The sequence below is a fragment of the Thauera phenylacetica B4P genome (assembly GCF_000310225.1).
Taxonomy (GTDB): Bacteria; Pseudomonadota; Gammaproteobacteria; order Burkholderiales; family Rhodocyclaceae; genus Thauera; species Thauera phenylacetica.
In genome coordinates this window covers 1-17,080 of record NZ_AMXF01000078.1, presented here as the reverse complement: position 1 = coordinate 17,080, position 17,080 = coordinate 1, and the positions used below count along the sequence as shown (strand labels likewise).

Genomic DNA, 17,080 nt, shown 5'->3' with positions numbered 1-17,080 from the left:
CACGCCGCCTGCGCAACGCCAGCCCGCTGCGACCCAGCAGCAGGCGCCCGCCGCCGGCGCGGCCACCGCGGCCGCGCAGCCCAAGCGCTCCTGGATGGGCCCGATCGCGGGCCTCGCCGCCGGCCTCGGCCTCGCCGCGCTGTTCTCGGCCTTCGGCCTCGGCGAAGGCTTCGCCAACTTCGTCATGATCCTGCTGCTCGCCGCGGCGGCCTTCTTCGTCTTCCGCCTGATCTTCCGGCGCGGAGCGAACACGGCCGCGCAGCAGCCCGCGCGTGACCTGCAGTACGCCGGCGCAGCCGCCGGCGCCGCGCAACCGGCTCGTCCGCAGCAGTTCGAAGCCGCTCGCCCCCTGGGTGGCGGCAGCGCCCCCGCGCAGAGCGGCCTCGACAAGGCGCTCGCCAGCGGCTTCGACGCCGAGGGCTTCGCCCGCCAGGCCAAGCTCAACTTCATCCGCCTGCAGGCGGCCAACGACGTCGGCAACCTCGACGACCTGCGCGAATTCACCACCCCCGAAGTGTTCGCCGAGCTGTGCATGCAGCTCAACGAGCGCAAGGGGGCCGAGCAGCGCACCGACGTGGTGGAGCTCAACGCCCAGGTGATCGACGTCGCCGAAGAGAACGATCGCTACGTCGTCAGCGTCCGCTTCACCGGACTGCTGCGCGAACAGGCCGACGCCGCGCCCGAAGCCTTCGACGAGATCTGGCACCTGAGCAAGCCGCTTGCAGGCAGCGGTGGCTGGCTGATCGCCGGGATCCAGCAGTCGCACTAAGCCGTCGGCGGGCACGCGTCGCGTGCCCCCGCCGTGTCGCGGGCCTGCCCGTGTCTCCCAGGAGGCATCGGCAGGCCCGCGGTGTCTTCAGCGCCCCGCCCCGACAGGATCGCCCTCGGCTGAGTATCCTTGGGGACTTCTCCTGCACGCCCCCTTCTCCGGAGCCCCCATCATGATCTCCAGCCTCTTCCTGTCGGCCACCAACCACCTGCTCGCGCAGGCCGGGTGGGCACGCCAGCGCCTGCAGCCGCATGCCGGACGCACGGCGCGGCTGGTGCTCAGCCCGGTGGCCGAGATCGACTTTTCCGTCGCCAACGATGGCCAGCTCGCCGAGTGGAGCGGTGAGGAAGCGCCCGAGGTGAGCCTGCGCCTCGCGGTGGCCGACCTTCCGCGACTGCTGGTGGATGGGCTGGAGACCGCGATGCGCCACGTCCGCATCGAGGGCAACGCCGAGTTCGCCGAGGCGCTCGGCTTCGTCTTCCGCCACCTGCGCTGGGATGCCGAGGAGGACCTGTCGCGTCTGTTCGGCGACATCGCCGCCCACCGCCTGGTGGAAGGCGGGCGCAAGGTGGTGGACGAGGGCCGCCGCAGCCTGGAGCGCGCGAGCGGCAACGTGGTCGAATACCTCACGGAGGAATCCACCCTGCTCGTCCCGCGCAAGGCGCTGCCCGCATTCGCCGAAGAGGTGGTGGCGCTGCGCGACGCGGTGGCGCGCCTGGACAAGCGCGTGGCGAGGCTGGAAAAGCGGCGCTGACGAGCGCGCGGCGTGGCACCCGATCCGCTAAAGCGGGAGCCCCGCATCGCGCCCGCTCGTGTGCGCCCGCGCCGGGGCGTGCACGAAAAAAAAGCAGCTCGGCGAGAGCTGCTTTCGGGATGTCGAACGCACCGGCGGGCCGGCGCGCTCCGGTCTCAGTGACCGCGCTTGCGCAGACGCTGGATCGCGGCGAGCTGCGCCACCGCTTCCATGAGTTCGGCCTGGGCCTTGGCATAGTCCAGACGTGCGGTCTGGTTCGCCATGGCTTCCTCGGCCTTGCGCTTGGCTTCGAGCGCCTTCGCCTCGTCGAGGTCCTTGCCGCGGATCGCGGTGTCGGCGAGCACCGTCACCAGACCCGGCTGAACCTCCAGCAGGCCGCCCGCAACGAAGATCAGTTCCTCTTCGGTCGCGTTCTGGGCACGCACGCGTACGGCACCCGGCTTGATCCGGGTCATCAGCGGCATGTGGCCGGGCAGGATGCCCAGCTCGCCCGCTTCGCCCGGCAATGCGACAAACTCGGCCAGCCCGGAGAAGATCTGCTCTTCCGCGCTGACGATGTCGACATGAACCGTCATAGCCATTGTGTTTCCCCTTGATGTCCCGCGCGCCGCTTGCACGACGCGCGGGCGACCTCGTTACTGGAGCTTCTTCGCCTTCTCGATGGCCTCGTCGATGCCGCCGACCATGTAGAAGGCCTGTTCCGGCAGGCTGTCGAGCTCACCGGAAACGATCATCTTGAAGCCCTTGATCGTGTCCTTCAGCGAGACGTACTTGCCCGGCGAGCCGGTGAACACTTCCGCGACGTGGAAGGGCTGCGACAGGAAGCGCTGGATCTTGCGCGCGCGGGCGACGGCGAGCTTGTCTTCCGGCGACAGTTCGTCCATACCCAGAATCGCGATGATGTCACGCAGTTCCTTGTACTTCTGCAGCGTCATCTGAACCTGACGCGCCACGTTGTAGTGCTCTTCGCCCACGACCAGCGGATCGAGCTGGCGCGAGGTGGAGTCGAGCGGATCGACGGCCGGGTAGATACCCAGCGCGGCGATGTCACGCGACAGCACGACGGTGGAGTCGAGGTGCAGGAAGGTGGTGGCAGGCGACGGGTCGGTCAGGTCGTCCGCGGGCACATACACGGCCTGGATCGAGGTGATCGAGCCGACCTTGGTCGAGGTGATGCGCTCCTGCAGGCGGCCCATCTCTTCCGCCAGCGTCGGCTGGTAACCCACCGCGGAAGGCATACGGCCCAGCAGCGCGGACACTTCGGTACCGGCCAGGGTGTAGCGGTAGATGTTATCCACGAAGAACAGGATGTCGCGGCCTTCGTCACGGAAGCGCTCGGCCATGGTCAGGCCGGTCAGCGCGACGCGCAGACGGTTGCCGGGGGGCTCGTTCATCTGGCCGAACACCATCGCGACCTTGTCGAGAACGTTGGAGTCCTTCATCTCGTGGTAGAAGTCGTTGCCCTCACGGGTACGCTCACCCACGCCAGCGAACACCGACAGACCGGAGTGCTGCTTCGCGATGTTGTTGATCAGCTCCATCATGTTCACGGTCTTGCCGACGCCGGCGCCACCGAACAGACCCACCTTGCCGCCCTTGGCGAACGGGCAGATCAGGTCGATGACCTTGATGCCGGTTTCGAGCAGTTCCACCGATGGCGACAGCTCGTCGAACTTCGGCGCTTTCTGGTGAATGGCGCGCAGCTCGTCGGTCTCGATCGGGCCGGCGTCGTCGATCGGGCGACCCAGCACGTCCATGATGCGGCCGAGCGTGCCCATGCCGACCGGCACGGAGATCTGCTTGCCGGTGTTGGCAACCTTCATCCCGCGGCGCAGGCCGTCGGAAGAACCCATCGCAATCGTGCGCACCACCCCATCACCGAGCTGCTGCTGAACCTCGAACGTGAGGTTCGCTTCGGCGAAGGAGTCGGCCACGTCCTCGAGCTTCAGGGCGTCATATACCTTGGGCATCGAATCACGCGGGAACTGGATGTCCACCACGGCGCCGATGCACTGAACGATCGTACCTTGACTCATCGTCATATCCTTAATTCAATAATGCCTTACACCGCGGCGGCGCCGCCGACGATTTCCGACAGCTCCTTGGTGATCGCAGCCTGACGGGTCTTGTTGTAGACCAGTTGCAGCTCGCCGATCACGTTCTTGGCATTGTCGGACGCGGCCTTCATCGCCACCATGCGCGCACTCTGTTCGGATGCCATGTTCTCGGCCACAGCCTGGTACACCAGCGCCTCGACGTAACGCACCAGCAACTCGTCGATGACGACCTGCGGGTCCGGCTCGTAGAGATAGTCCCAGGAGCTCTCCGGCGTGCCCAGCTGATCGCCGGTAAGCGGCAGCAGCTGTTCGAGCACCGGTTCCTGTTTCATCGTGTTGATGAAGCGCGTGTATGCCACGTAAACCGCGTCGAGCTCGTCGTTCTGGAACGCATCGAGCATGACCTTGACCGGACCGATCAACTTCTCCAGGTGCGGCGTGTCACCGAGCTGGGTGACGTTCGACACCACCTTGGCGCCCATGCGCTGCATGAAGCCGAGGCCCTTGTTGCCGATGCAGCAGGCACGGATCTCGGTCACGCCCGAGGACTCCCAGTCCTTCATGGCGTTGAGCGCAATACGCTGGACGTTGGTGTTGAGGCCACCGCACAAACCCTTGTCGGTGGTCACCAGGATCAGGCCCACCCGCTTGACCTGGTCCTTGCGGACCAGGAAGGGGTGCTTGTAGTCGGTCACATTGGCCTGGGACAGGTTCGCGGCGAGTCGGCGGATCTTTTCGGCAAAGGGGCGGGCGCTGCGCATCCGGTCCTGCGCCTTGCGCATCTTGGATGCAGCCACCATCTCCATGGCCTTGGTGATCTTGCGCGTGTTTTGCACGCTCTTGATCTTGGTACGGATTTCCTTACCGCTAGCCATTTTCCGTCTCCCTCGCCGGCCTTAGGCCCAGCTCTTCTTGAACTCGGCGATCGCGGCAGCCAGGGTCTTTTCGCCGTCGGCGTCCAGTTCCTTCTTGCTCAGGATCGAGGAGACCAGAGCGGACTGCTTGGTCTTGACGAACTGGATCATGGCGGCCTCGAAGGCCAGCACGCGACCCACGTCGACATCGTCGAAGTAGCCGTTGTTCACCGCGTACAGCACGATGGCCATGTCGGCGATCGACATCGGCGAGTACTGGGCCTGCTTCATCAGCTCGGTGACGCGACGGCCGCGCTCGAGCTGCTTGCGGGTGGCGTCGTCCAGGTCGGAGGCGAACTGGGCGAAGGCGGCGAGCTCGCGATACTGCGCGAGGTCGGTACGGATACCGCCGGAGAGCTTCTTGACGACCTTGGTCTGGGCAGCGCCACCGACGCGGGACACCGAGATACCGGCGTTGATCGCGGGACGGATACCGGCGTTGAACAGGTCGGTCTCGAGGAAGATCTGGCCGTCGGTAATCGAGATCACGTTGGTCGGAACGAACGCGGACACGTCGCCGGCCTGGGTCTCGATGACCGGAAGGGCGGTCAGCGAACCAGTCTTGCCCTTGACTTCGCCGTTGGTGAACTTCTCGACGTAGTCCTCATTGACGCGTGCAGCGCGCTCGAGCAGGCGGGAGTGCAGGTAGAACACGTCGCCCGGGTAGGCTTCACGGCCCGGCGGACGGCGCAGCAGCAGCGAAACCTGGCGATAGGCCCAGGCCTGCTTGGTGAGGTCGTCATAGACGATCAGCGCGTCCATGCCGCGGTCGCGGAAGTACTCGCCCATCGTGCAGCCGGCGTAGGCGGCCAGGTACTGCATGGCGGCCGATTCGGATGCGGTGGCGGCAACGACGATGGTGAATTCCATCGCGCCGTTCTCTTCGAGCTTGCGCACGACGTTGGCGACGGTCGAGGCCTTCTGGCCGATGGCCACGTACACGCAGTACATGTCCTGGCCCTTCTGGTTGATGATCGCGTCGACCGCGACGGCGGTCTTGCCGGTCTGGCGGTCGCCGATGATCAGCTCGCGCTGGCCACGGCCGATCGGCACCATGGAGTCGACCGACTTGAGGCCGGTCTGCACCGGCTGCGAGACGGACTTACGGGCGATGACGCCCGGTGCGACCTTCTCGATCTTGTCGGTGAGCTTCGCGTTGATCGGGCCCTTGCCGTCGATCGGCTGACCGAGGGCATTCACGACGCGGCCGATCAGCTCGGGGCCGACGGGCACTTCGAGAATGCGGCCGGTGGCCTTGACGGTGTCGCCTTCGGTGATGTGCTCGTACTCGCCGAGCACCACTGCGCCCACGGAGTCACGCTCGAGGTTCAGAGCCATGCCGTAGGTGTTGCCGGGGAACTCCAGCATTTCGCCCTGCATGACGTCGGTCAGACCGTGGACGCGGCAGATCCCGTCGGTGACGGAGACTACCGTGCCCTCGTTGCGCGACGTGGCGGCGAGCTGCAGGTTCTGAATCCGGCTCTTAATCAGATCACTGATTTCAGAGGGGTTGAGTTGCATTTTGCGATAACTCCTAGTTCTTGAGCGCAGCGGCCATGTTCGCGAGCTTGCCGCGGACCGAGGCGTCGATGACTTCGTCGCCGACGGCGATGCGGACCCCACCGATCAGTTCGGGGTCGATGCTGACCGTGACATTGACGGCGGCCTTGAAGCGGGCTTCGAGGTCGGCCTTCAACGCGGCCAGAGCGGCATCGTCGAGCGGGAAGGCAGAGGCGATTTGCGCCTCGCGGACGCCTTCGTGTTCGTTCTTGAGAGCAACGAACAGGTCACGGATCTCCGGAAGCACCTGCAGACGTTCGTTTTCCACGAGGACGCGGACGAAGTTCTGCTGTTCGGCGGTCAGGTCACCCGAAACGCCCAGAACGAGCTGATAGAGCTGCTCGGCGGACAGGTTGGGATCGCTGAAGCACGCCGTCATGCCGGAATCGGCCGCCACGAGGGCAAGCCGATCCAGCGCTTCCGACCAAGGCCCCAGCGCACCTGCCCCGCGGGCCAGCTCGAAGGCGGCATCCGCATAGGGGCGCGCGATGGTGACGTTCTCGGCCATGACTTATTGCAGTTCCTGTTTCAGGTTGGCAAGCAGCTTCGCGTGCACCTTGGCGTCGATCTCGCGGCGCAGGATCTTCTCCGCGCCGGCGACAGCCAGATGGGCGACCTGGTCGCGCAGGGCTTCCTTGGCACGCTGCGTGGCGGCACCGGCTTCGTGCTCGGCGGCCTCGCGGGCGGCGGCGATGATGCGGCTGGCTTCGGCGCGGGCCTCGTCGATCAGCTGGCTCGCCTGCTTTTCAGCGGAGGTCCGCACATCACCCGCAGATTCGCGGGCCTTGCGCAGTTCCTCGACGACCTTCTTCTCGGCGAGTGCCAGATCAGCCTTGGCCTTGTCCGCAGCTGCCAGCCCGTCTGCGATTTTGTTCGCACGCTCGTCCAGTGCCTTCACGATGGGCGGCCACACGAATTTCATCGTGAACCACGCCAGAATGAAGAACACAACGAGCTGGGCTATCAGGGTTGCGTTCAAATTCACGGTTCTTGGCCCTCAGGTTGGTTCAAAAAAGGATGAACTCGAACCGATCAGAGCTGGAACGGGTTGGCGAAGGCGAACATCATGGCGATACCGACACCGATCAGGAACGCGGCGTCGATCAGACCGGCCAGGAGGAACATCTTGGTCTGCAGGGCGTTCATCAGCTCGGGCTGACGAGCCGACGCCTCAAGGTACTTGGAACCCATGATGCCGATACCGATACAAGCACCGATCGCACCCAGACCGATGATCAGACCAGCAGCCAGAGCAACAAAACCCAGAACGTTTTCCATGACGACTCCTTAGTGGGGAAGTGAGTTTAAAAACCAGGTACTACGCTGAAGGTGAAACCGAAACTCTTAGTGGCTCTCGTGCGCCTGACCGACATACACCAGCGTCAGCATCATGAAGATGAAGGCCTGGAGGGTGATGATCAGGATATGGAAGATCGCCCAGATCGAGCCCGCGATCACGTGGCCGAGGAAGCCGAACACGGTGGCGGTACTGCCCAGCAGCGCGATCAGGATGAAGATCAGCTCGCCGGCGTACATGTTGCCGAACAGTCGCATGCCGTGCGAGACGGTCTTGGCGACGAACTCGATGATCTGCATCGCGAAGTTGATCGGGTAAAGCAGCGGGTGGCTGCCGAAGGGCGCGGTGAAGAGCTCATGCACCCAGCCGCCGACACCCTTGATCTTGATGTTGTAGTAGAGGCACAGCAGCAGCACGCCGGTGGACATGCCGAGCGCCGCGGAGAGGTCGGCGGTCGCCACCACGCGCATGTAGGCGTGGGCGGGATCGCCGCCGCCGGCGGCGTACATGCCTTCCCAGATGCGCGGCAGCAGATCGACCGGCAGCAGGTCCATCGCGTTCATCAGGAAGATCCACACGAACACGGTCAGCGCGAGCGGGGCCACGAAGCGGCGCGACTCGGCACTGTGGACGATCCCCTTGGCCTGGTCGGCGACCATATCGACGAGAATCTCGACGATCCCCTGGAAGCGCCCCGGGACACCCGAGGTGGCCTTGCGCGCGGCAAGCCAGAGCAGGAAGACGGTGAGCGCACCGATCACGATCGAATAGAACATCGAATCGATGTTGATGACGCTCCAGTCGATGATGTTTTCTTGCGCGTGTCCGGTGTTGTTGAGGTGCGTCAGGTGGTGAATGACGTACTCGGATGCGGTGGGGGCGTGCCCTTCTGTAGCCATGGTCAGGTCTTTACCAAAAATGCAAACAAATTCGCCTTAAGCGCCAGGATGAGACCGACCAGCATGCCCCCCCAATGGAGGTCAGGATAGACGGCCCACACCAGCACCAACAATCCCACTATCGAGGCGATCTTGAGGAACTCGCCTGCGACGAAGGCAGTCACACTCGCCGTACCGACCCTGCGCGTGATCGCCGCGAGGCGCAACGCGAAGAGCCCGCTGGGCAATACGCATGCCAAGCCTGCCCCTGCGGCGGAGATCGCACCGCTCACTCCGAAGAGCGCTCCCGAGAGGGCCGCTGCGACGAGTGTCGCGATCAACTGCAGTATGACAGCTTTAAGCATTCGGTGTTATCGCATGCGCGTCCAGGACGCTCGCGACCGCCTAAAATCCCGCGGATAGTAGGGGTTAACCGCAGCAAAGTCAAACCTTGGATGCGCTGCAGCAAGCGTAAACGCATTGCTGTTGTGTCTTATAGAAGACATAACATAGCGGGCCTGCCCAGCGGCGGCGGCGCTCGACAGGAAGCCCTCGCGAGCGCCCGGATCCCGCGCGGAGACCGCGGTCGAAGCGGCGAAAAGACGGGCCCCGCCCTCATGCGTCGATTTCACGCCGGGACGGGTCACCGCAGCCTGCCGAGCACGCCGTCGAGCTGATCGAGACTGCCGAAACGGATGGTCAGCTCGCCCGCCCCCTTCTTGTTGGCCTTGATCTTCACCGTAGCGCCGATCGCGTCGGCGATCTCCTCCTCCAGCCGCAGCAGGTCGCGGTCGGGCGGGGGCAGGGGCTTCTTCTGGCGCGGGTTGAGGATCTGCTGCACCAGGCGCTCGGTGTCGCGCACCGAGAGCTGGCGCGCGGCCACCTGGTTGCCGAGCTGGATCTGGCTCGCGCCGTCGAGCGGGAGTAGCGCGCGCGCATGCCCCATGTCGAGGTCACCCGCCATCAGCAGCTCCTGCACCGGCTTGGCGAGGTTGAGCAGGCGCAGCAGGTTGGACGCCGCCGGACGCGAGCGACCGACCGCATCGGCCGCCTGCTGGTGGGTCATGTCGAACTCGTCGATCAGGCGCTGGATGCCGCCGGCTTCTTCCAGCGGGTTGAGGTCCTCGCGCTGGATGTTCTCGATCAGCGACATCGCCAGCGCGGCCTCGTCGGGGATCTCGCGCACCAGGCAGGGCACCTCGACGAGCCCGGCGATCTGCGCCGCGCGCCAGCGCCGTTCGCCGGCGATGATCTCGTACGCGTCCTCGGCCACCGGCCGCACCATGATCGGCTGCATCACGCCCTGGGCCTTGATCGAGGCCGCGAGCTCCTCGAGCGAGCCCGGGTCCATGCGCGTGCGCGGCTGGTACTTGCCGGGCTGCAGCGCGATCGTGGGCAGGGACTGCAGCTCGCCCTTCTCGACTTCCTCTTCCTGGTTCGCGGCCAGCAGCGCGTCGAGTCCGCGGCCGAGGCCCTTGAGTCTGGGTTTGTTCATGTCGGTTCCGGAATTCAGAAGGTCTTCGCGCGCTCGATCATCTCGTGCGCGAAGGCCATGTAGGCCTGCGCACCCTTGGCGGCCTTGTCGAACACCACGCCCGGCATGCCGTGGCTGGGCGCCTCGGCCAGGCGCACGTTGCGCGGCACGATGGCGCGGAACACCTTGTCGCCGAAGTGGCCCTCGAGCTGGTTCGACACCTGCTGCTGCAGGGTCACGCGCGGGTCGAACATCACCCGCAGCAGGCCGATGATCTTGAGGTCGCGGTTGAGGTTGGCGTGCACCTTCTTGATCGTGTTGACCAGGTCGGACAGCCCCTCGAGCGCGTAATACTCGCACTGCATCGGGATGATCACCCCGGTGGCGCAGCACAGCCCGTTGAGGGTGAGCATCGACAGCGAGGGCGGGCAGTCGATGAGGACGAAGTCGTAGTCGTCGCCGAAGGCGGCGAGCGCGTTGCGCAGGCGCTTCTCGCGCTGGTCGAGGTTGACCAGCTCGACCTCGGCGCCGGCGAGGTCGCGGTTGGCCGGCAGCACGTCGTAGCCGCCAGTGGGCGAGACCACCCGCACCCCGGCGAGGTCGACCATGCCGACGAGCAGGTGATACACCGAGCTCTTGAGGTCGCGCTTGTCGACCCCGCTGCCCATGGTGGCGTTGCCCTGCGGATCGAGGTCGATCAGCAGCACGCGCTGCCCGGCCTGGTGCAGTGCGGCGGCGAGATTGACGCAGGTGGTGGTCTTGCCCACCCCGCCCTTCTGGTTGGCGACGCAGAATATCTTGGCCATGTCGGTTCAGGCTGTTCCGGTTGCAGGGCTCGCACGCACGGTGCAAACCCTGGAGTGTACTTCAATGCGGCGATGCAACATGCACGACGCGTCTCAGGGTCGCAGTGTCACGCCCGCCGGATGACCAGCAGGTGACGCTCGGCGCCCAGCCCCGGCACCGTCAGCGCATGAGTCCCGGCCAGCACCCAGCCTGCGGGCAGCGCGGCGACCTCGTCGACCGGATCGACGCCCTTCATCGCGTACAGCGCACCGCCCTCGGCGACGAGGTGGCCGGACAGCGTGACGAAGTCCGCCAGGCTGGAGAAGGCGCGCGAGATCACGCCCTCCGGCGCGCCGCCAGGCAGCGCATCCGGCAGCACCTGCTCGACGCGCTTGTTCAGCACGGTGAAATTGCCCAGGCCGAGCTCGATCTTCGCTTGCTGCTGGAAGCTCGCCTTCTTGCCGACAGTCTCGATCGAGCTCACCACCAGCCCCGGCCGCACGATCGCTAGCACCACGCCCGGCAGGCCGCCGCCGGAGCCGATGTCGGCGAGCCGGTTCACCGCCGCCAGTTGCGGCAGCACCGCGAGCGAGTCGAGCAGGTGATGGGTGATCAGCTCCTGCGGGCTGCGGATCGCGGTGAGGTTATAGACCTTGTTCCACTTCAGCAGCAGCTCGCCGAAGGCGAGCAGGCGGTCGATGGTCTCCTGCGGCAGGGCGAGGCCGAGCGCGGCGATGCCGTCGGCGAGCTGGGTGGCGTAGGGCTGCAGGCGTCCGCTCACTGCACGCCCCTCCCGTTACAGCGCAAGCCCTTCACCAAAGGATGTGTGCGCCTGCCTTCCATCCGCGATGCGAGCGCGCTCATGCCGCCGGCCTCCGCGCAACGTCGTCGGCGGCGTTCGCCGACGCCGCAGCCTCGGTCGCCACAGCGCCCGCGCGCGCCGCCAGGTCGCGGCGCTTGAGCCACACCAGCAGCAGCGAGATCGCCGCCGGGGTCACGCCCTGGATGCGACCGGCCTGGCCGATGGTCTCGGGCTTGTGCTGGTTCAGCTTCTGCTGCACTTCCTTGGACAGGCCTCGCACCTGGGCATAGTCGAGCTCGACCGGCAGGCGGGTGGATTCCGCCTGTGTCTGCCTGGCGACTTCATCCTGCTGGCGGTCGATGTAGCCCTGGTACTTGGCGGCGATCTCGATCTGCTCGATCACCTGCGCGTCGGTCTCGCGCTCGTCCGGCGCGCCGGGCAGGCTCATCAGCGATGCGTAGCTGGTCTCGGGCCGGCGCAGCAGCTCGAAGTAGCGCTGCTCGCGCTCGAGCGCCTTGCCGAGCACGCGCGCCTGGTCGTCGGCAGGAATCGCCTCCGGCCGCGCCCACGCCGCCTTGAGTTGCGCCGTGCCGCGCTCGATCGCCTCGCGCTTGGCGGAGAAGGCGGCCCAGCGTGCGTTGTCCACCAGGCCGAGCTCGCGCCCCTTCTCGGTCAGGCGCAGGTCGGCGTTGTCCTCGCGCAGGCTCAGCCGATATTCGGCGCGCGAGGTGAACATGCGGTAGGGCTCGGACACGCCGCGCGTGATCAGGTCGTCCACCAGCACGCCGAGGTAGGCCTCGTCGCGGCGCGGGCACCAGGGCTCGCGGCCCTGCACCTGCAGCGCGGCGTTGGCGCCCGCGAGCAGGCCTTGCGCCGCCGCTTCCTCATAGCCGGTGGTGCCGTTGATCTGGCCGGCAAAGAAGAGCCCGCCGATGGACTTGGTCTCCAGCGAGGACTTGAGGTTGCGCGGGTCGAAGTAGTCATACTCGATCGCGTAGCCGGGGCGCAGGATGTGGGCGTTCTCCAGGCCGCGGATGCTGCGCACGATCTGCAGCTGCACGTCGAAGGGCAGCGAGGTCGAGATCCCGTTCGGGTAGATCTCGTGCGTCTCCAGCCCTTCCGGCTCGAGGAAGATGTTGTGCTGGTCCTTGTCGGCGAAGCGGTGGATCTTGTCCTCGATCGACGGGCAGTAACGCGGCCCCACGCCCTCGATCACGCCGGAATACATCGGCGAGCGGTCGAGGTTGGCGCGGATCACGTCGTGCGTGCGCGCGTTGGTCTGCGTCATCCAGCACGGCAACTGGCGCGGGTGCTGGCCGGCATGGCCGAGGAAGCTGAACACCGGCACCGGGTCGTCGCCCGGCTGCACCGTCATCACCGAGAAGTCGATCGTGCGCGCGTCCAGCCGTGGCGGCGTGCCGGTCTTGAGCCGGCCCTGCGGCAAGGCCAGCTCCTTCAACCGCGCGCCGAGCGAGATCGCCGGCGGATCACCCGCGCGCCCGGCGGAGTAGTTCTGCATCCCCACGTGCACCAGGCCGTTGAGGAAGGTGCCCGCGGTCAGCACCACCGCCGGCGCCTCGAAGCGCAGGCCGATCTGGGTGACCACGCCGGTGACGCGGTCGCCGACCACGGTGAGGTCGTCCACCGCCTGCTGGAACAGCCACAGGTTCGGCTGGTTCTCCAGCCGCCGCCGGATCGCCGCCTTGTACAGCACGCGGTCGGCCTGGGCGCGGGTAGCGCGCACCGCCGGACCCTTGGAGGCGTTGAGGATGCGGAACTGGATACCGCCCTCGTCGGTGGCCGCCGCCATCGCGCCGCCGAGCGCATCGACCTCCTTGACCAGATGGCCCTTGCCGATGCCGCCGATCGAGGGGTTGCAGCTCATCGCGCCGAGCGTCTCGATGTTGTGGGTGAGCAGCAGCGTGGCCGCGCCCATGCGCGCCGCGGCGAGCGCAGCCTCGGTCCCGGCGTGACCGCCGCCGACCACGATGACATCGAAACGGGTGGGGTAGAGCATGGCGCGCTCCGTGCTGCAATGCGTGAACAAGGGGCAGGATTCTACGCGCTTCGGACGCGAGCGGCCAGGTTCCGCGCTGATGTTTCACGGAAAATTGCAATTCAAACATCAGCTTATTGCCTGTCGTCGCGACCACGCCCCCCGAAGCGCCACCACGGCAGCACGCGGCTCATCGACAGCACCTCGCCGCTCTGCATCGGCGCGTAGCCGGGCAGGGCGGCGAGGCGCTCCTGCCACGCGGCGGTACGCAGCAGCGCGAGCAGGGCGCGGGTGGCGTCGTGCTCCAGCGTGGACTTGAGGCAGGCGAGGAAGTAGGCCTCCTCGACCAGCGGCACGAAATCCAGCCCGCGGCTGCGCGCGCTCGCCTCGATGCCGAAGCCGGCGTCGGCCTGGCCGCTCGCCACCGCCTGCGCGACCGCGGCGTGCGAGGGCTCGTCGGTGGCGTAGCCGGCGATCGCCGCGGGGGCGAGGCCGAGCTCGCCGAGCAGCTCGTCGAACAGCACCCGCGTGCCGGTGCCGCGCGCGCGATTGACGAAGCGCACGCCAGGGCGCGCCAGGTCGGCGAGACCCTGCAGGCCGCGCGGATTGCCGCGCGCGACGATCAGGCCCTGGCTGCGGCGGGCGAAGCCGATCAGCTTGTGCAGGCCGGGGCGCAGCAGCGGCTTGTAGGTGCGCTGCGACAGCGACGCGGGCGCCGCCGGCAGGCGCACGTGGAAGCCGGCCATGGTGCAGCGGCCCTCGTTCAATGCACGGATCGCGTCGACGCTGCCGGTGAAGCGGATGTCCAGGTGCAGGCCGCGCGTGCGCGCCTGCTCGCCGAGCGCGGCGAGCGCCTCGTCGTGGCTGGCGTGAAAGGCCAGCACATGCACCGAGTCGTCGAAGGCGATCGCGAACGCGCGCTCGAGATCCGCGCGCAGCGCCTCGATCTGCGGCAGCAGGCGGGCCTGCACCTGGCGCTCGGCGAGCAGCAGCTTGGTGCCGAACTCGGACAGGCGGGCGGCCTGGCCCTTCTCCCACAGGATCAGCGGCTGGCCGAGCTCGAGCTCCCAGCGCTTGAGCTCGCCCCAGACATGGCGATAGGAGAGCTCCAGCACGCGCGCGGCGGCGGAGATCGAGCCCTGCTCACGCACCGCCTGCAGGAGATCGAGCAGGGGGTTGTGGAGCGGTGCGGACCCCGTGTCCGCGCCGAGTACATAGTTCAGCCTGATCCTGCGCATCGCCCGCCCGCTCTCCATGTTTTCCGCCGTCGTGCCGCTGTCTTGCCGCCATCGTGCCGGCCCCGTGCGAGGTTAGCGCAAGCGCGTCGTCCGCGACGAGCCCGGCGCCCCCTGCGGCGCGGCGAGGACGTGAGGATGCGGGATTTCCCGCGGCACTGCGGGCGGGCTTGCAAGGTCCGGTCACCCTGCTACACTTCGGAGTGTAATAGTTTGATATCCAATATTCAGCAGCCTAACATTTCCGTGCCCGAGGAACCGACATGGACAGCGTCAATCTCGAGACCCTGCGACAAGCCGTCGCCTGGCAGGCGGCCGGCCTGCCGGTCACGCTCGCCACCGTAGTGCGTACCTGGGGCTCTTCGCCGCGACCGGAAGGGGCGCTGCTGGCGATCTGCGGCGACGGCCGGCTCGCCGGCTCGGTGTCGGGTGGCTGCATCGAGGACGACCTCGGCGACCGGCTGCGCACGCAAGGGCTCCAACGTCCCGAGGTCGTCACCTACGGCATCACCGCCGACCAGACCCGGCGCTTCCAGCTGCCCTGCGGCGGATCCCTCAGCCTGGTGCTCGAGCCGCTGCACGCCGGCAGCCGGCTCGCCGAGGCGCTCGCCCGCATCGAGCGCGGCGAGCTGCTCGCGCGCCGGGTCAATCTGGTCAGCGGCGCGGTGGAGCTGCTCGATACCGCCCCCGACACCGCGGTGGTGTTCGACGACACCCAGCTCACCGCGGCCTTCGGGCCGCGCTGGCGCATGCTGATCGTCGGCGCCGGCCAGCTCTCCGCCTATCTCGCCCAGTTCGCGCTCGCCCTCGACTACCGCGTCACGCTCAGCGAACCGCGCGTCGAGTACCGCGACAGCTGGACGCTGCCGGGGGTGGAGATCACCACCGAGATGCCCGACGATGCGGTCGCCGCGATGCGGCCCGACCGCCGCAGCGTGATCCTCGCCGCCGCCCACGACCCCAAGCTCGACGACCTCGCCCTCATCGACGCGCTGCGCACCGACGCCTTCTACATCGGCGCGGTGGGCTCGCGGGCCACCAGCGCCACCCGCCGCGAGCGCCTGCGCCTGTTCGATCTCGACGACGCGCAGATCGCCCGCCTGCATGCGCCGGCAGGCCTGCCGCTGGGCAGCCGCACGCCGCCCGAGATCGCGCTCGCGATCGTCGCCGACCTCACCGCGCGCCGCAACGGCGCGAGCCTGACGGCCACCGTCGAGCGCCCCGCGACCGAGTCCGCCGCATGCCCGCTCGCACGCGCGGCCTGATCGTCGGCGTCCTCCTCGCCGCCGGCGCGGGAAGCCGCTTCGGTGGCGGCAAGCTCGTCGCCCGCCTGGCCGACGGTCGCGGCGTGGCCGAGACCGCCTGTGCCCACCTGCTGCCGGCGGTCGATCGCGTGGTGGCAGTCATCCCCGCGCAGCCCGGCGCGCTCGAGGACGCGCTGCGTGCGGCGGGCGCCGAGGTGGTGCGCTGCGACACGGCGGCGCCCGGCATGGGCGTCAGCATCGCCTGCGGCGTATCCGCCAGCGCCGACGCCGCAGGCTGGCTGGTCGCGCTCGGCGACATGCCCCTGATACCGAGCTCCCAGCACCGCCTGGTCGCCGACGCGCTGCGCGCCGGCGCCGACATCGTCGCCCCGGTCTGCCAGGGTCGCCGCGGCCATCCGGTGGGCTTCGCCGCACGCTTCGGCGACGAGCTGCGCGCCCTCGAAGGCGACGAGGGCGCGCGCGCCGTGCTCGCCCGCCACCGCGGGGCGCTGCTCGAACTCGCTGTCGACGACGACGCGGGCTGGCAGGACATCGACACGCCGTCCGACCTGGCCGCCGTGAATCGCCGCCTCGGCAGACCCTGAACGCCCTCCCCAGCACGGCAAGCACGGATCGCCGGGAGCGCCCCATGCGCCCCTCGCCTATGCAGAGCTGCGCATAGGAAGGGATCATTCAAGATCTTATTCGTGGATATCTAACTATCTTTAACTATCTGTTTTAGTTTTGTTTACCGTTTTTTTGATACGTTTTGTTTGATTTTTTGATATTTTTTTGTATCATCGAATCAAGCCGCGGCACGATCCTCTTGCGGCTCGTCCCGACAGGAGGTCCCCATGCTCGACCACCCTTACCCCGCAAGCGGCGCGCACCGCAGCTACGGCGTCGAACGCCGGGGCACCGACTCCGCGATCCTCGGCGAGGATGCGGTCGCCGAAGAGGCGCCGGTCGCCCTCGTCTATAACGGCTTCTCCCATGCGGTGATGCTCGCCACCCCGCAGGACCTCGAAGACTTCGCGCTCGGCTTCACGCTCAGCGAGGGCATCGCCGCGAGCGCACGCGAACTCCACGACATCGACGTCGTCGAGCACGCCCTCGGCTGCGAGGTGCGCATGGCGCTCGCCGGCGAACGCTTCTCCGCCATGCGCGAACGCCGCCGCGCGCTCGCCGGGCGCACCGGCTGCGGCCTGTGCGGCATCGAGAGCCTCGCCCAGCTGCAGCGCGCGCTGCCGCCCGCCCGCCTCGCCGACACCGCGATCCACCCCGGCGCGCTCGAGCGCGCCCAGGCCGAGCTCG

At 67.5% G+C, this 17,080-nt stretch carries 19 protein-coding genes; 5 read left to right on the top strand and 14 right to left on the bottom strand.

Translation table 11 applies throughout. From position 1 onward, the window contains the following. Both C667_RS11670 and C667_RS11665 read left to right on the top strand, forming a co-directional pair. A partial coding sequence (locus C667_RS11670; RefSeq protein WP_004363783.1) for a Tim44 domain-containing protein occupies nt 1-769 on the top strand: 769 nt, incomplete at its 5' end. Nucleotides 770-941: 172 nt separating this feature from the next. After that, a complete protein-coding gene (locus tag C667_RS11665) occupies nt 942-1,523 on the top strand; it encodes a ubiquinone biosynthesis accessory factor UbiJ (RefSeq protein ID WP_004363780.1) in 582 nt (193 codons plus the stop codon). Nucleotides 1,524-1,678: 155 nt separating this feature from the next. Here C667_RS11665 and C667_RS11660 read toward each other — a convergent pair whose 3' ends face one another. The 14 genes from C667_RS11660 to C667_RS11595 all read right to left on the bottom strand — a co-directional run bounded on the left by C667_RS11660 (nt 1,679) and on the right by C667_RS11595 (nt 14,525). Then, a complete protein-coding gene (locus C667_RS11660) occupies nt 1,679-2,104 on the bottom strand; it encodes a F0F1 ATP synthase subunit epsilon (RefSeq protein ID WP_004363778.1) in 426 nt (141 codons plus the stop codon). Nucleotides 2,105-2,158: 54 nt separating this feature from the next. Then, the gene (gene atpD, locus C667_RS11655) at nt 2,159-3,559 is read right to left on the bottom strand and encodes a F0F1 ATP synthase subunit beta (RefSeq protein WP_004363775.1); all 1,401 of its coding nucleotides are present in this window, start codon (nt 3,557-3,559) and stop codon (nt 2,159-2,161) included. Between the two features lie 26 nt (nt 3,560-3,585). Further along, entirely contained in the window at nt 3,586-4,455 is an 870-nt protein-coding gene (gene atpG / locus C667_RS11650) for a F0F1 ATP synthase subunit gamma (protein WP_004363772.1), read from the bottom strand. Between the two features lie 21 nt (nt 4,456-4,476). Next, the gene (gene atpA, locus C667_RS11645) at nt 4,477-6,015 is read right to left on the bottom strand and encodes a F0F1 ATP synthase subunit alpha (RefSeq protein ID WP_004363770.1); all 1,539 of its coding nucleotides are present in this window, start codon (nt 6,013-6,015) and stop codon (nt 4,477-4,479) included. A gap of 13 nt (nt 6,016-6,028) precedes the next feature. Next, on the bottom strand, nt 6,029-6,562 hold the full coding sequence (locus C667_RS11640) for a F0F1 ATP synthase subunit delta (RefSeq protein ID WP_004363768.1): 534 nt from the start codon (nt 6,560-6,562) through the stop codon (nt 6,029-6,031). A 3-nt stretch (nt 6,563-6,565) separates the two neighbouring features. Continuing rightward, the gene (locus tag C667_RS11635) at nt 6,566-7,039 is read right to left on the bottom strand and encodes a F0F1 ATP synthase subunit B (protein ID WP_012584301.1); all 474 of its coding nucleotides are present in this window, start codon (nt 7,037-7,039) and stop codon (nt 6,566-6,568) included. 47 nt (nt 7,040-7,086) lie between these two features. Then, on the bottom strand, nt 7,087-7,332 hold the full coding sequence (gene atpE / locus C667_RS11630; RefSeq protein WP_002925444.1) for a F0F1 ATP synthase subunit C: 246 nt from the start codon (nt 7,330-7,332) through the stop codon (nt 7,087-7,089). A 66-nt stretch (nt 7,333-7,398) separates the two neighbouring features. Beyond that, complete coding sequence (gene atpB / locus C667_RS11625; protein ID WP_004363766.1) at nt 7,399-8,250, bottom strand: F0F1 ATP synthase subunit A; 852 nt, start codon at nt 8,248-8,250, stop codon at nt 7,399-7,401. 2 nt (nt 8,251-8,252) lie between these two features. Next, nucleotides 8,253-8,594 (bottom strand): ATP synthase subunit I, encoded by a 342-nt coding sequence (locus C667_RS11620; RefSeq protein WP_004363764.1) that lies wholly within the window; start codon nt 8,592-8,594, stop codon nt 8,253-8,255. A gap of 278 nt (nt 8,595-8,872) precedes the next feature. After that, nucleotides 8,873-9,724: a ParB/RepB/Spo0J family partition protein gene (locus C667_RS11615; protein WP_004363762.1), complete on the bottom strand. Its 852-nt coding sequence runs from the start codon at nt 9,722-9,724 to the stop codon at nt 8,873-8,875. A gap of 14 nt (nt 9,725-9,738) precedes the next feature. Further along, nucleotides 9,739-10,509, bottom strand: coding sequence for a ParA family protein (locus C667_RS11610; protein WP_004363760.1), 771 nt, complete (start codon nt 10,507-10,509; stop codon nt 9,739-9,741). A 107-nt stretch (nt 10,510-10,616) separates the two neighbouring features. Continuing rightward, the gene (gene rsmG / locus C667_RS11605; RefSeq protein WP_004363759.1) at nt 10,617-11,270 is read right to left on the bottom strand and encodes a 16S rRNA (guanine(527)-N(7))-methyltransferase RsmG; all 654 of its coding nucleotides are present in this window, start codon (nt 11,268-11,270) and stop codon (nt 10,617-10,619) included. A 79-nt stretch (nt 11,271-11,349) separates the two neighbouring features. Then, complete coding sequence (gene mnmG, locus C667_RS11600) at nt 11,350-13,308, bottom strand: tRNA uridine-5-carboxymethylaminomethyl(34) synthesis enzyme MnmG (RefSeq protein ID WP_004363758.1); 1,959 nt, start codon at nt 13,306-13,308, stop codon at nt 11,350-11,352. A 113-nt stretch (nt 13,309-13,421) separates the two neighbouring features. Then, a complete protein-coding gene (locus C667_RS11595) occupies nt 13,422-14,525 on the bottom strand; it encodes a substrate-binding domain-containing protein (protein ID WP_004363757.1) in 1,104 nt (367 codons plus the stop codon). Nucleotides 14,526-14,785: 260 nt separating this feature from the next. Here C667_RS11595 and C667_RS11590 point away from each other — a divergent pair, with 260 nt between their 5' ends. The 3 genes from C667_RS11590 to C667_RS11580 form a co-directional block, all read left to right on the top strand. After that, nucleotides 14,786-15,787, top strand: a complete 1,002-nt coding sequence (locus C667_RS11590; protein ID WP_004363756.1) for an XdhC family protein — start codon at nt 14,786-14,788, stop codon at nt 15,785-15,787. Beyond that, nucleotides 15,763-16,371 (top strand): nucleotidyltransferase family protein, encoded by a 609-nt coding sequence (locus tag C667_RS11585; protein ID WP_004363755.1) that lies wholly within the window; start codon nt 15,763-15,765, stop codon nt 16,369-16,371. The genes C667_RS11590 and C667_RS11585 overlap by 25 nt, the downstream gene beginning before the upstream one ends. Nucleotides 16,372-16,620: 249 nt before the next feature. After that, on the top strand, nt 16,621-17,080 hold a 460-nt coding region (locus C667_RS11580; RefSeq protein ID WP_004363754.1), incomplete at its 3' end, for a formate dehydrogenase accessory sulfurtransferase FdhD.